14 protein-coding genes are annotated in these 13,705 nt (G+C 70.6%); 10 read left to right on the forward strand and 4 right to left on the reverse strand.

Annotated elements, in window-relative coordinates:
• Positions 1-3 precede the first annotated feature (3 nt).
• The gene (locus MLJ35_RS09530) at positions 4-1,218 is read right to left on the reverse strand and encodes a hypothetical protein (protein WP_243384153.1); all 1,215 of its coding nucleotides are present in this window, start codon (positions 1,216-1,218) and stop codon (positions 4-6) included.
• Between the two features lie 168 nt (positions 1,219-1,386).
• Between MLJ35_RS09530 and MLJ35_RS09535 the strand changes: the two genes are divergently transcribed.
• The 4 genes from MLJ35_RS09535 to MLJ35_RS09550 all read left to right on the forward strand — a co-directional run bounded on the left by MLJ35_RS09535 (position 1,387) and on the right by MLJ35_RS09550 (position 4,996).
• Positions 1,387-2,322 carry an ABC transporter ATP-binding protein gene (locus MLJ35_RS09535; RefSeq protein ID WP_243384154.1) on the forward strand — a complete coding sequence of 312 codons (936 nt, stop codon included), beginning with the start codon at positions 1,387-1,389 and terminating at the stop codon, positions 2,320-2,322.
• Position 2,323: 1 nt separating this feature from the next.
• Entirely contained in the window at positions 2,324-3,184 is an 861-nt protein-coding gene (locus MLJ35_RS09540; protein ID WP_243384155.1) for a hypothetical protein, read from the forward strand.
• Positions 3,184-4,104, forward strand: a complete 921-nt coding sequence (locus MLJ35_RS09545) for an ABC transporter ATP-binding protein (RefSeq protein WP_243384156.1) — start codon at positions 3,184-3,186, stop codon at positions 4,102-4,104. The genes MLJ35_RS09540 and MLJ35_RS09545 overlap by 1 nt, the downstream gene beginning before the upstream one ends.
• A gap of 103 nt (positions 4,105-4,207) precedes the next feature.
• Positions 4,208-4,996: a hypothetical protein gene (locus tag MLJ35_RS09550; RefSeq protein ID WP_243384157.1), complete on the forward strand. Its 789-nt coding sequence runs from the start codon at positions 4,208-4,210 to the stop codon at positions 4,994-4,996.
• Positions 4,997-5,029: 33 nt separating this feature from the next.
• On the opposite strand, the gene MLJ35_RS09555 is transcribed toward MLJ35_RS09550, so the two are convergent.
• The gene (locus MLJ35_RS09555) at positions 5,030-6,016 is read right to left on the reverse strand and encodes a quinone oxidoreductase family protein (RefSeq protein WP_243384158.1); all 987 of its coding nucleotides are present in this window, start codon (positions 6,014-6,016) and stop codon (positions 5,030-5,032) included.
• A 133-nt stretch (positions 6,017-6,149) separates the two neighbouring features.
• Between MLJ35_RS09555 and MLJ35_RS09560 the strand changes: the two genes are divergently transcribed.
• Positions 6,150-6,458, forward strand: a complete 309-nt coding sequence (locus MLJ35_RS09560) for an ArsR/SmtB family transcription factor (RefSeq protein WP_243384159.1) — start codon at positions 6,150-6,152, stop codon at positions 6,456-6,458.
• Positions 6,459-6,496: 38 nt separating this feature from the next.
• Complete coding sequence (locus MLJ35_RS09565) at positions 6,497-7,765, forward strand: M16 family metallopeptidase (protein WP_243384160.1); 1,269 nt, start codon at positions 6,497-6,499, stop codon at positions 7,763-7,765.
• On the opposite strand, the gene pdxR is transcribed toward MLJ35_RS09565, so the two are convergent.
• On the reverse strand, positions 7,762-9,201 hold the full coding sequence (gene pdxR / locus MLJ35_RS09570) for a MocR-like pyridoxine biosynthesis transcription factor PdxR (protein WP_243384161.1): 1,440 nt from the start codon (positions 9,199-9,201) through the stop codon (positions 7,762-7,764). The two genes, MLJ35_RS09565 and pdxR, sit on opposite strands and share 4 nt — an antisense overlap.
• An 85-nt stretch (positions 9,202-9,286) precedes the next feature.
• Here pdxR and MLJ35_RS09575 point away from each other — a divergent pair, with 85 nt between their 5' ends.
• The 4 genes from MLJ35_RS09575 to MLJ35_RS09590 are packed head-to-tail and all read left to right on the forward strand — an operon-like array spanning position 9,287 to position 11,543.
• Positions 9,287-9,748, forward strand: coding sequence for a carboxymuconolactone decarboxylase family protein (locus MLJ35_RS09575; RefSeq protein ID WP_243384162.1), 462 nt, complete (start codon positions 9,287-9,289; stop codon positions 9,746-9,748).
• Positions 9,745-10,206 (forward strand): GNAT family N-acetyltransferase, encoded by a 462-nt coding sequence (locus tag MLJ35_RS09580; protein WP_243384163.1) that lies wholly within the window; start codon positions 9,745-9,747, stop codon positions 10,204-10,206. Before MLJ35_RS09575 ends, MLJ35_RS09580 begins: the two co-directional genes overlap by 4 nt.
• Entirely contained in the window at positions 10,206-10,643 is a 438-nt protein-coding gene (locus MLJ35_RS09585) for a hypothetical protein (RefSeq protein ID WP_243384164.1), read from the forward strand. Before MLJ35_RS09580 ends, MLJ35_RS09585 begins: the two co-directional genes overlap by 1 nt.
• Positions 10,644-10,649: 6 nt before the next feature.
• Positions 10,650-11,543: a DMT family transporter gene (locus MLJ35_RS09590; protein WP_243384165.1), complete on the forward strand. Its 894-nt coding sequence runs from the start codon at positions 10,650-10,652 to the stop codon at positions 11,541-11,543.
• A 27-nt stretch (positions 11,544-11,570) separates the two neighbouring features.
• On the opposite strand, the gene MLJ35_RS09595 is transcribed toward MLJ35_RS09590, so the two are convergent.
• On the reverse strand, positions 11,571-13,628 hold the full coding sequence (locus MLJ35_RS09595; protein WP_243384166.1) for a M1 family metallopeptidase: 2,058 nt from the start codon (positions 13,626-13,628) through the stop codon (positions 11,571-11,573).
• Positions 13,629-13,705: the final 77 nt, after the last annotated feature.

Genomic DNA, 13,705 nt, shown 5'->3' on the forward strand with positions numbered 1-13,705 from the left:
GGATCAGTGCCGGGAGAGCAGCTCGCGGAGGGTCTCCCGCAGGCTGGCGGCATCCAGGCCCAGGTCCAGCCGGACATGGGGACCCGCGGTGATGGGGCCGCCCAGCTGGATCCACCGGGGGCGCCGGCGCAGCAGGTCGTCCTCCCGCCAGACCGCCAGGATGCTGGGTTCACGGGCCCAGATGAGGACGCTGGGGTAGGGACCCTCCCGGGGGGGCACGGTACCCCACAGGTGCACATCGGCGCCCCAGCTGTGAAGCCACTCCTGGATCCGGGCGCTGGCTTCGGGATCGTCCATGCCCAGGGCCACCGTCCAGCCGGCCAGGAAGCCCCGGGTGCCCGGCTGGGCGTCGCCCTCGCGCTCGTACCAGCCCAGCCGCTCGGGGTGGTGGAGGAGGCGGGTCCGCAGGTGGTAGGAAGCACCGTCCAGGGCCACCAGGGGCGCTTCGGGGTTCTCGCGCACACGGTCCGCCCACCCGCTTCCGAAGAGTCCTTCCATCAGCGGGGAGGATCGGTCGGTCCGGAAAGCATTGCCCGGCACGAGGCTTCGCCAGATCTCGACCTCGGTCTCGGCCCGCTGGACGCGGGATTCCATGTCCCGCACCACGAGCCACTGCCAGGAGGTGCCGATGGCCATGGCCAGGATCACGAGGCTGAAGCCGGACAGCCGGATCTTGATCCCGAAGAGGCTCTGGGCGGCGATCTCCACCACCACCGGGACGGTGAGGGCGAAGAAGGCGAAGAACAGCCTCCGCCCCATGGGATCGCCGCCTTGCCGGGCCCGCAGGGACCAGTAGACGATGAACCCGCAGCCCAGGAGGTAGGTGAGGTCGTAGAGGCCGTGGGCCCACACTTCCGCCTGGCTCGGGTGGGTCAGGAGAAGGTTGCGGATGTAGTTGGGGATCATGCCCAGGGCGATCCATTCCGGGAATCGCCGCGGGAAGTATCGCGGGAACAGGTTCACCAGCGCCGCGCAGAGGGTGATGAATCCGACGGACACCAGCAGGCTCTGGATGCGGTCCACCAGGTCCGGATTCCAGGCCGGCATGGAGCCGAGGGCCAGCACCCCGTGCCGGACGCCCACGAGCAGGCAGGTGAGGGCCATCCAGCCCATCATCCGATCCCGCCGGGCCAGGGCATCCAGGCCGAAGCCCACGAAGAGGGTCGCCAGCGCTCCCGCCTGCAGGGCGTCGAGGAATGGCCAGTCCAGGAGTTGCATGCGAAAGCCCTCGGGCGGTGGGAGGATGATCCCGTCCAGCCTAAGTCGCTTTCATTGAACAATCCATTCCGCCCCCCCTTCCACGACCGCCCCGGCCTAATCCATTCCCCTCCGCCTCTCGTAGCCGCCACATCCTGGAGCAGCCGTGACCATTCCCTGGAGGCCCCGTTGATCGCCTTCGAGAACCTGGAAGTGCGCTACGCCGCCGCGGCGGCGCCCGCCCTGAAGGGTCTGACCCTCGCCCTGGACCAGGGCATCGTGGGCCTGCTGGGCCCCAACGGCGCCGGCAAGTCCACCCTGCTGAAGGCCCTTCTCGGCCTCCTGCGCCCCTCCGCCGGCGGCGGGACGGTGCTGGGCGTGGCCCTCGGGGCTCCCGAGGCCGCCAAGCTCCGGGCGCGCGTCGGCTACATGCCCGAGTACGACGCCCTCATCGAGGACGCCTCGGCCTATGAACAGGTCGCCTTCTGGGGCGAGCTGAGCGGCCTTGCGCCGGAGTCGGCCCGGGACCGCGCCCACGAGGTGCTCTACTTCGTGGGTCTGGATGAGGCCCGCTACCGGCCCGTCAGCGGCTATTCCACCGGCATGCGCCAGCGGGTGAAGCTGGCCCAGGCCCTGGTGCACAGCCCGGAGCTGGTCTTCCTGGACGAGCCCACCAACGGCCTGGATCCCGACGGCCGCCGCCGCATGCTGGACCTGGTGCTGCGCGTCCACGCGGAGCTGGGCACGGGCGTCATCCTGGCCTCCCACCTGCTGGGCGACGTGGAGCGCGTGGCGGACCAGCTGGTGATCCTCGACCAGGGCCAGATCAAGGCCGCAGGCTCCATGGCTGGACTGCGCAGAGCCCTGGCCCGGCGCGTGGAGCTGCGCTTCCTCGACCCGCTCGACGGAGGCCAGGAGGCCGCTCTGGCGGATCTTGGCGCGGTGCTGGAGGCCCGCAACGGCCTCTACGACCTGGAGCTGGCGGAGGCCGATCCCACGGCCGCCTTCCGCTGGGCCGAGGCGAAGGGCGCCACGCTCATCCAGCTCACACCGCGCCACGACCGACTGGACGAAGTGCTGCTGAGGGCCCTCCATGGGGCCCCGGCCGCCGGAGGGGGAGCCTGACATGCCCATCTATGCCCCCACGTTGCCGCCCGCGCCGGATCTCAGCCACGGCCAACCGCCGGCCCTGGTGCTCGCGCGCTTCGACCTGACGCGGCTCTGGCGCCAGAAGATCGGCCGCTTCTTCGGCTTCACCTTCCTCTTCCTGCTGCTGTGGAAGGTGGCCCGGATCTACGTGGATCATCTGCTCCAGACCAACCAGACCTTCCGACCCATGCAGGACTTCGCCAGGACCATCCTCACCCAGGGAGCGGACTTCCAGGCGGACCTGCTGAACCCCGCCAGCTACCTGCTCTGGTTCCTGGTGGCTCTGGTGGGCGGCGGGCTGGTGGCCCGGGACACGCTCTACCGCGTGCGGCCCCTGATGTATGCCCATCCCGTCGCGCCCCGGGACTACCTGATCGCCAAGCTGGGCTTCGCCTCGGCGCTGCCCTTCGCCATCCTCCTGCCCTTCGCCCTGCTGCCCTGGCTCATGTCCCTGATCCTCGCCGGCGCCAGCGGCCCCGTGTGGGTGACGGCGCCCCTGCGGCTGCTGCCGGCCATGGCCATCAGCTCGGTCCTCATGGGCACCCTGGCCGCGGGCGCCTCCAGCATGGCCGCCACGCCCCGGGCGGGCATCGGCTGGGTGCTGGGCCTGGTGCTGGGCTCGGCCACCCTGGCCTCCATGATCCAGGGACTGACAGGCTCCTCGGCCGTGCAGGCCCTCAACCCGATCCTGCTGGCGGAGACTTGGCCCCAGCTCTTCGTGGGCGTGGCCCACCCCCTGATGGGCTGGGGTCCCGCGCTGCTCGGCACGGCCCTCCACCTGGGTCTGTGGACCTTCGTGGCCGCGAAGCGGACCATGCCCTCCGAGGCGGTGATCTGATGATGACGCTCGACCGCGCCTCCCTCCGCTACGGCCCCATCCTGGGCCTCAGCCCCACCACCTTCGAGCTGCCGGACGGCGGCGGCATCACGGGACTGCTGGGCCCCAACGGCGCCGGCAAGTCCTCCCTGCTGCAGCTGCTCTCGGGCCTGCTGCCGCCCTCCGGCGGTGAGGTGAAGGTCTTCGGGGACGCGCCCTTCCGCAACCCCGCCGTGCTCGCCCGCCTGGGCCTGGTGCCCGAGGGCGACCGTCTGCCGACGGGTCTCCGCGCGGACCGCTGGCTGCGCATGATGGGCGAGCTCTCGGGGCTGTCCGGCGAATCCCTGAAGACGGCCGTGGCCCGCGCGCTCGCCACGGTGGGCATGGCCGACCGCGCCCATCTCACCTTCGCCCGCATGTCCAAGGGCATGCGGCAGCGCATCCGCCTGGCCCAGGCGCTGCTGCATGAGCCGGAGCTGCTCATCCTCGACGAGCCGTTCAACGGCCTGGATCCCGAGGCCCGCCTCACGCTCATGGCCCTGCTGCGGGACCTCGCCGCGACGGGCACGCGCATCCTGGTGTCGAGCCACATCCTCGGCGAGATCGCCCAGCTCACGGACCGCATCCTGCTGCTGTTCCGGGGCCGCCTGCTGGCGGAGGGCACGGTCACGGAGATCCGCCAGCTCCTGGACCGCCATCCCGTGGAGCTGCGCCTCACGGGCGAGGCCCAGGTGCTGGCCCGGTGGGCCGTGGAGCAGCCGGAGCTGGCGGCCCTGCGCATGGAGGAGGACGCCGTGGTGATCTCGGTGCGATCGCCCCGCGACATCCTGCCCCGCCTCCAGAAGGCCGCTGCGGAGGGCGGCATCCCGCTGCGGGCGCTGGATCCGCTGGATCTCAACCTGGATGCGGTCTTCCAGTACCTCACCAAGGATCACGCCTAATGCTGTCCGGGGATTCCTCGCTGCGCGAACATCCCCGGGCCCCTGCGTCCGGAGCGGGCGGAGCCCGCGCCGGACTTGCCCCACCGACGCTCAGGGGGAATCCATGACCACGACTGCGCCCTCTCCCCTGACAACGATCCGCGCCACGGCCCGCGGCTACGCGCCGCGCGTCCTCCAGGGCCGGGGCTGGGTGCTGGCGGCCCTGGTCATGGCGCCGGTGGGCCTCAGCCTCCTCATCTTCACCATCAGCCGGCTCCGAGGCCTGGACGCCGATCCCAGCGAGGCCCTCCGCATCTTCCACGAGGGGCTGGTGAAGATGATGCTGCCCATCATGGCCCTGGTGGCGGCCCCGGCGGGCATTCGCGAGGACCTGGAGCAGCGCACCCTGCCCCTGCTGCTGGTGCGCCCCGCGCCCGCCTGGGCCCTGCCCCTGGGCAAGGGCCTGCCCTGGTTCGCCTGGGGCGCCGCCTGGCTCGTCCTTGGGGTCCTCGGCCTCCAGCTGGTCGGGGGCGACCCCACCCTGCTGCCGGGCCGCATCCTGGCCCTGGTGGGCGCCTGGTGGGGCGAGCTGGCCCTCATGACCCTGGTGGGCCTGCTTTTCAGGCGCGGCACCCTCTGGGGCGCCCTCTATTTCTTCCTCTGGGAGCCGCTGGTGCGGATCTTCCCGCCCTTCCTCCAGCGCCTGACCTTCACCCACCACATCGAGAGCCTGGCAGGCAGCCGCGCCGCCCAGGTGGGGGCGCCGCAGCTGCTGGCCCAGGAACAGGTGACGACCCATCCCGCCCTGGCCATCCTGGCCCTCCTCGCCTTCGGCGCCCTCTGCTGGGCCCTCGCCGGCTGGAAGCTCCACCGCACGCCCGTGGGGCTGGCGGGCGCCGAGGCGGAGGGCTGACTCGCTCCGCCTCCCGCCAACCGGCACCCACGCTCATGGGAGGAGCACCAGGGCCCCCCGGGTCGCCCGGGACTCGAGCAGGGCATGGGCTCGGGCGGCCTCGCGCAGGGGAAGCGTGCCGTGGATGTGGGCCTGGATGATCCCCTGCGCCTGCGCGGCGAACACCTCGGAGGCGGCGGCGCGGAGGGCCGCGGGGTCGGCGATGTGATGGAAGATGCTGGGCCGCTGGAGGGCGAGGGAGCCGCGCTTCGCCAGGTCGGCGGGGTCCAGCGAGGGCAGGGGACCGCTGCTCCGGCCGAAGGAGGCCAGGAGCCCGAAGGGGGCCAGGCTGTCCAGGGAGGCCTCGAAGGTGTCGCGTCCGACCGAATCGAACACGGTGCCCACGCCGCGGCCGCCCGTGATCCGGCGGACCTCGGCAGGCACCTGGTCGTAGGCCGCGCCCCGGGGCACCACGAGGACCGCCTCGGCGCCTTCGGCCCGGACCGCCGCGGCCTTCTCCTCGCTGCCCACCACGCCGATGACCCGGCCGCCCTCGCGGGCCAGCCACCGGGTGAGGATGAGCCCCACACCCCCCGCCGCGGCGTGGACCAGGACCCAGGGTTCCACCCCCGCGCGCCACACCCGCCGGACCAGCATGTGCGCCGTCAGGCCCTTGAAGAGGAGGGCCGCCGCCTCCTCGTCGGACAGGTGCGCGGGCAGCGGCACCAGCCGGTCGGCGGGGTGGTTCCGCGCCTCCGAGTAGGCGCCCGTGGGCCCGTCCACATAGGCCACCCGCTGGCCCACCGCCAGTCCCGTCACGCCGGGCCCCAGGGCCTCCACGACCCCGGCGGCCTCGAAGCCCGGCACCGCGGGCAGGGGCACGGGGTAGGCGCCGCTGCGGTGGTAGACGTCGATGTAGTTCACGCCGACGGCCGTGTGGCGCAGTCGGACTTCGCCCGGCCCCGGGTCCGGGAGGTCCGCCTCCACCCACTGGAGGACCTCGGGGCCGCCGGGCGCCGTGAACTGGATGCGATGGGTCATGGGGCCTCCTGTTGTTCGATTGTCGTCAAACAATGGATTGATACATCCGCCGGACGCTCCCGGTCAATCAAAATAGTTTGAAAACCATCAAAATATTTGATGATCGAACCCCGAACCCGGGCATCCTGGAGCCATGCGGAGCCTCCCTCACCCCGGGCGCGACCAGCTCGACCTCCCCGCGGTGCTCTACGCGCTGAGCGATCCCACGCGCCTGGAGATCGTGCGCAGGCTGGCCGCAGATGGGGAGCGGGCCTGCGGGACCTTCGGCCTGTCTGCCACCAAGGCCACGCTGAGCCACCACTTCAAGGTCCTGCGGGAGGCCGGGCTCATCCAGACGCGGGTGGAGGGTGTCCATCGGTACAACAGCCTGCGGAAGCAGGATCTGGACGCCCGCTTCCCGGGCCTGCTGAAGGCGGTCCTCAAGGCCTCCGGCCCCTGTTGAGACGAGGCTCCGGATCGCCGGGACGATAGACTGGAGGGATGGCCGAACCCTTCCGCACCGTCACGCCCGCGGGCACCGAGATCCTCGTCGAACCCATCCCGCACGTGCGGAGCTGCTCCGTGGGGTTCTGGGTGCGGCGCGGCTCCCGGCACGAGGGGCCCGCGGAGGAAGGCCTGGCCCACTTCCTGGAGCACACGGTGTTCAAGGGCACGGCCTCCTACGCCACGCCCGATGAGATGGCGGCGGCCACGGACCGCCTGGGCGGGCACGTGGACGCCTTCACGGGCAAGGAGGTGGCCTGCTTCTACGGGAAGGTGCTCTCCGAGCAGCTTCCGGACCTGGTGGGCCTGCTGGGCGAGCTGGTGACCTCGCCCCGCTTCGACGCGGAGGAGCTGGCGCGCGAGCGCAGCGTCATCCTCGAGGAGATCGCCCAGAGCGAGGATCAGCCGGACGACTGGGTGAGCGAGCTGTTCTACGGCGGGTTCTGGGAGGGGACGCCGCTGGCGCATCCGATCCTCGGCACGCGCGACCAGGTGTCGGGCTATGGTCCCCCGGAAGCCCGGGCCTTCTTCGACCACACCTACCGGGCGCCGAACCTCGTGGTGGCCGCGGCCGGGGCCCTCGAGCCCGGCGCCTTCCAGGCGCTGCTGGCGCCCATCCTGAACCGCCTGCCGAAGGGCACGGACCATGCTCCGGACCTGCCGGCCCGCACGCGGCCCTTCCTGCTGAACGTGCCCCGGAAGGACCTTCAGCAGGCCAACCTGGTGATGGGCTTTCCCGCGCCGGACCACCGCTCGCCGGACCGCTCTGCCGCCAACCTCCTGAGCCAGGTGCTCGGCGGCGGCATGGCCTCGCGCCTTTTCCTGGAGCTGCGCGAGCGCCGGGGCCTCTGCTATCAGGTGGGCAGCTACCTCAGCCCCTATGCCGACACGGGCGCCCTGCAGATCAGCGCCAGCTGCGCCCCTGCTCAGCTGCGCGAACTGGTGAAGCGCACCATGGCCGAGTGCGCCCGGATCCGCGAAGCCGGCGTGGAGGCCGACGAGCTGGAGCGCGCCAAGCTCCAGGCCCGCACCAGCCTCGTCTTCAGCCAGGAGAGCAGCAGCAGCCGCATGTTCAGCCTGGCCCACCAGGCCATCCACCAGGGCGGGCTGCGCAGCCTGGACGACCAGATCGCCGAGATCGACGCCGTGACCCCCGAGGATGTGCAGCGCATGGCCCGGACCCTGCTCGATCCCGCCCAGGTCGGCGTCAGCACCCTCGGCACGCGGCGCGGCTGTGACATCCGGCCCCAGGACCTGGTGGCCTAAAGCGCTTTCGCCAGCCGTCTCACGGCCTCCTCCAGCTCCCGCTCGTCCATGGCAGAGAAGCCCAGGCGCAGGTGGGCAGTCGGGCGGCCCCGGAAGTCGAAAGCCCGGCCAGGGGTGAGGCCCACCCCCAGCTTTCGGGCGCGGTGGATCCAGGCCTCCAGGTCAACGGCGGGATCCACACGGAGCCAGAGGCTCATGCCGCCGGGCGGCAGGTCGAAGGCCACGGTCCCGTCCAGATGCCGGCGCAGGGCCCCGGCCAGGGCGGTCCGGCGGGCCTCGTAGATCCGCCGCATTTTTCGTGCGTGGCGCTGGAGCAGGCCGTCCTCCAGCAGGTCCGCCGCAGCCCGCTGCACCACCTGGTCCCCCTGGCAGTCCGCGGTCTCCCGGCGGGCAGCCAGGGCCTCCACCAGGGCCCGGGGGCCGGCCACGAAGCCCAGGCGGAGGCCGGGGGCGAGAATTTTGGAGAGGGTCCCCAGGTAGACCACCACGCCGCCAGGGTCGTCACCAGCAAGGGGCAGCACAGGGCGGCCCTCGAAGTGGAACTCGGCGTCGTAGTCATCCTCCAGGATGGCGAGGCGGTGTCGTCGGGCCAGGTCGAGCAGCCTCAGGCGCCGCGAGGCGCCCATGGTGACCGTGGTCGGGAACTGGTGGTGGGGCGTCAGGTAGACCGCCCGGAGGGGGCCCTCCTCCAGCCGCGCGGCCAGGGCGTCGACCTGCAGGCCCGCCTCGTCCACGGAGACCGGCACCAGTTCGGCGCCCGAGCCGCGGAGGGTGGCCCAGGCGGCGGGATAGCCGGGGTCCTCCACGGCCACGCGGTCGCCGGGCCGGATGAGGGTGCGGGCCACCAGGTCCAGGGCGCCCTGGCTTCCGCCGGCGACCATCAGGCGGTCTTCGGAGACGGCCAGCCCGCGCGTCTCCGAGAGAAGCCGCGCCAGGGCCGCGCGGAGCCGCGCCTCCCCCCGGGCGTCGCCGTAGCCCAGGAGCTCCCGGCTGGCCAGGGCCCGCCGGTAGGCGCGGGCCAGGAGATCCGTCGGCACGAGCCGCAGGTCCGGGAGACCGCCTCCGAAGCTCAGCAGACCTGGCTCCCGGAGGCTCCGCCTGGGTGCAGGGGCCGCCAGGTCGTAGCCCGGGCGGCCTTCGGCCCCGCCTCCGCCGGGATGCCTGGCGGCGGGTGCCTGGGGCAGGTCCCGGGCCACGCGGGTCGTGCGCGCCTCCGCCACCGTCCAGCCCTCGGCCTCCAGCTCCCGGTAGGCGGCCAGCACGGTGTTCCGGTGGACGGCCAGGGTCCGGGCCAAGGTCCGGGAGCCGGGCAGGGCGTCCCCGGGCCGCAGGCGGCCGCGCCGGATGTCGCCCCGGATGGCCTGGGCGATCTGCTGGAAGACCGGCTCGCGGGAGGTTCCGGGCTGCAGAACGATGGGGAAGGTCCAGGGGCGCATGGTCTAGTTGTAATGACAGAAATGGATCTTTTCAATGGGCCACATGGTCCGATCCTGGGAATGGCCACTTGGCTCCGGAGGCTCCATGCGCACATCGAAACCCCATTCCGAAATCGCTCCCAAGGGGTACCAGGGCTTCCTGCAGGTCGTCCGGTACCTTCAGGGGAGCGGCCTGGATCACGGGCTCCTCCACCTCGTCGAGGTGCGGGCCTCCCAGCTCAACGGCTGCGCCTTCTGCATGGACATGCACGCCACCGCGGCCCTGGAGGGCGGCGAGTCCCAGCGGCGCCTGAACCTCCTGGCCGCCTGGCGCGAGGCGCCGGTGTTCACGGACCGGGAGCGGGCGGCCCTGGCCTGGACCGAGGCGCTCACGGAGCTGGGCCGGCACCGCGTGGATGGCGCCCTCTACGCGGCCACCAGCGCCCACTTCACCGAGCAGGAGCTGGTGGACCTGACCTACGCCATCGCCCTCATCAACGCCTGGAACCGCCTGGGCGTGGGCCTGCAGCCGGACCTGCCCCCCGACAAGACAGAGGTGCCCGCATGAGCGCCGCCCTGACCTACCGCCTGGACCGGATCCCGCCGGTGGACGCCATCCGCGCCCTCTACGCCGCCGCGCCCCTGCGCCGGCCCATCCACGATCCGGAGCGCATCCGCCGCATGTTCCAGGATGCCAACGTGGTGATCTCCGCCTACGACGAGGACCGCCTGGTCGGCCTGCTGCGAGGCTGGACGGACTTCGTCTACGACGGCTACGTGTGCGACCTGGCGGTGCATCCGGCTTTCCAGAAGGCGGGCGTGGGCCGGCAGTTGCTGGATCTGGCCGTGGGCCTGGGCGAAGGCATCCAGTGGGTGCTCCAGGCCGCGCCCCTGGCCCGGGACTACTACGCCCACGTGGGCTGGGAGAAGATCGAGAACGGCTGGAAGATGAACCGCGCGGGCTGGACCCCTGGCTCGTACGAGGCCTACCAGGCCGAGCACGCGGACCTGGCGGCGAGGGCCTGATGAGCGACTCCGCCTCCCGCGCCTTCGACCGCTGGGCCCTCCGCTACGCGCGCCACTACGCACGGTGGGCCCTGGGCGCGGCCTTCCTCTCGGGCATCGCCTCCCGCTTCGGCCTCTGGGGGACGGGGCGGGGCTACGGCACCTTCGCCAACTTCGTGAAGTACACGGCCCAGGTGAACCGCTTCATGCCGGCCCGTACCATCCCATTCCTGGCCTGGGCCGCCACGGCGGCGGAATTCACCTTGGGTCTGGCGCTGCTCCTGCCGCTGCGCGGCCGGGCGGCGCGGATCGTCGCACTGGGCAGCGCCGCCCTCCTGGCCGTCTTCGGCCTCGCCATGGCGATCTCCTTCGGCCCGAAGGAACCCCTCGACTACTCTGTCTTCTCCGCCTCGGCGGCGGCGCTGTTGGTGGCGCTGCATCCCGCCTCCGACACTTGAGGTTCCGTGAGCAACCTGTCCCTCTACCTCGCGTCCATCCTGATCTGGGGCTCCACCTGGATCGCCATCACCTACCAGTACGGCCGCGTGGCGCCCGAAGTCTCGGTGGCCTACCGCTTCGCCCTGGCCGCGACCCTGCTTGCCGTCTGGTGCCTCCTGCGGGGGCTGAAGCTCCGCTTCACGCGGCGGGAGCACGGCTGGCTGGCCCTCCAGGGCGCCCTGATGTTCGGGATCAACTACGTCTGCGTGTACCTCGCGGAGCAGCGGATCCCCTCGGGCCTCATGGCCGTGATCTTCTCCCTGATGGCGGTCCTCAACCTGATCGGCGCGAGGCTCTTCTTCGGCACCCCGCTGACCCGCAGGGCCATGGCGGGCATGGCTCTCGGCGTGGCGGGCGTGGCGATCGTGTGCCTGCCCGGCGCCGCGGGGCCGCTTCAGGGCGGCCTGAGCCGCGCCGGACTGCTGTTCGCGCTGGCTGGAACCGTGGCCGCCAGCCTCAGCAACCTGGTGTCCCAGCGCAACCAGCGCCAGGGCATCCCGGTCGTCCAAGGCAATGCGGTGGGCATGGCCTACGGCGCGGCCTTCGTGGCCCTCTTCTGCTGGGCCGCGGGCCGGCCCTTCACCTTCGATCCCTCGCCGCGCTACCTGGGTTCGCTGGCCTTCCTCTCCCTGTTCGGATCGATCCTCGCCTTCGGCGCCTACCTCACCCTGGTGGGCCGCATCGGGGCCGGCCGGGCGGGCTACGCCATGATTGTCATCCCCGTGGTGGCCCTGGCCCTCTCCACCGCCTTCGAAGGGCTCCAGTGGCGCTGGGGGATGGCCCTGGGCGCGGCCCTCTGTCTGGCGGGCAACGCCCTGGTGCTGCCCAAACGACCGCACCCCAAAGGGTCACCGGCCTGAATCCAGGCCGGTGACCCTTTGGCGGGGCTAATTGGGCGGCATCTCGGTTCCCCAGTAGCAAGCGCGGAACAGGGGGCCGTAATCCTTGCGGCCGGCCATGCTGGCGATCCGCTCGATGGAAGTGGTGGGGACGGCCTTCCACCGGAAGTTGGCGATGATGGACTTCATGAAGACAGCGAAGGCCTTGTCGCCCATCTCCTTGTGGAGGGAGGCGAGGATCAGGGCCCCTTTTTCGTACAGGAGCGAGGTCCGTGCGAGGAACGTGGCCCGCGGATCGTTGATCCAGCGGAGGCGATTGGCGAAAGGGATGGTGCCAGAGCTCGCATAGGCGGATGCATGGTTGCGCCAGCGGCTGAGCATGCCCTCATAGGCGCTCGTGCCTTGATTCTTCATGCCGCGCATGGCCAGCGCGGAGGCGTAATTGGCGAAGGATTCGGTGACCCACTGCTCCTCCGGAGAAGACATCTTCACCAGGTGGCCCCAGTACTGATGCGCGATCTCGTGGGCGAACCGCTGGTTGATCCCCTTCGTGAAGAGCTGGCTGATCTCGTCCATCTTCCCGTCGAAAGCTTCGTTGGTGATGATCATCATCCCGGGAGGGGCCTGGCCGAAGCCGTAGGAATTCACCTGGATGATGTTGAATTCACTGAAGGGGAAGGCTTCGAACAGGCCTTCATAGAACCCGATGGTCTGCCGGGCGATGTCGATGAGCCGCTTCTGCATGCTGCCGCCCCGGTTCGCGTAGGCGGCCACGCGGATGGTCAGGCCGTCCTTGGTCTCCTCGGTGAAGCTGTAGGCGCCCGCGAACATGGAGAAGAACTGCACAGGCTTGTCGATGCTGACTTCCAGGAGGTTCTCGGCGTCGCTCTGGATACGCCGGATGGTCCGGCCGGGGGCGACGGGCACATCGTCCTTGGGGGTCCGGATGACGGCATGCACTGTGTAGGCCTGCCCATCCATGTCCGGTTGGGGGAACCATGGCGCCACCCCCAGCTCCCAGTAGTTGTCCCCTCCCGGGCGCAGCAGGATCGGCCCGCCGTATTCGAAGGTCAGGGTGAAAGGTTGGCCCGGGGACATGGGGTGATCCAGTTCCACCAGGAGCTTGTCGTTGCGGTGGTGGAATGGAAGGCTCCTTCCCTCCGCATCCAGGACCCTGGAGACCTTGTAGATCCCCAGGTTGTAGGCCCGGTCCTCCACGTTGTAGAGGTTGAGCTCGAGGATTCGGAGTCCCTCGTCCCCGGCCACCAGGGTTTCCTTGACCTTCAGCTGGGCGTAACCCTTGTTCCCGTGGAAGTCGATGTCCACGGCCGTCAGGCTGAGGAGCGGGGAGAGGGGAGCCTTCCAGTCCCACCCGATGGGCTGGTCGGAGAGGGGCACCAGGCGCAGCCCGTCGTAGGTTGCAGGCCGGATGGGATCGGCGAGGGACCAGAGGGATTCCCTGAGGCTCCCGCCCTGATCAAGTCCGTAGATGAACGGCCTGTCCTCGCCCTGGATCTCTGCACGGATCAGGGTTTTCATGGGCGTGTTGGCGAGGTGCCGGGCGAAGGCCTGGCCGCGGTCACCGAGCCCATCGCGCCGGAAGAATTTCCAGTCTGTCTGGAAGGAGGCCTCCGGGGACTCGGCGGCGATGCCGACTGGAATCGAAAGCTCCATTCCCGCGGTCCACAGGGTGAGGCTCCGAATGTCCTCGGTCAGGATCCGCTGGTCCTTGGCCTCGGACAGGATGGCCCTGGTGTTGGGCACCAGGAGGTTCTGCTTGTAGTTCGATTCGAGCGACGCGCGCTCCAGGGGGTCTTCGGACCGATACTGGAAGGAGCCTTTTCCCTTGAAGAAGAAGCCGAGGGTGCGCCCCCCTGAGGTCATGGGAGCCACGGTTCCTGAGGCCATGACGAAGTTCATGCGGCCCACCGGCAGAGTCCAGTTCTTGACCGACACGGCGGGCCCCAGCACGGGCTGGGCGGTGTAGGTTTCGACCTGGCGGCTGAGGTTCGAAGAAGCCATCTGAGTGTCGGCGGAACAGAGGGGCGCGAGGGTTCCCAGGAGGAGAACCGGCAGGAGTCGCCGCAAAGCGGACAAGGCGGACATGGGATCGCTCCAGAGGGCATGCATTAGGGAGGAAGCCATCATCTTATGCCATCGACTCCCTCTGAAAAACGAATTCC

It is taken from the genome of Geothrix alkalitolerans, from assembly GCF_022808885.1.
In the GTDB taxonomy this organism is placed as follows: domain Bacteria; phylum Acidobacteriota; class Holophagae; order Holophagales; family Holophagaceae; genus Geothrix; species Geothrix alkalitolerans.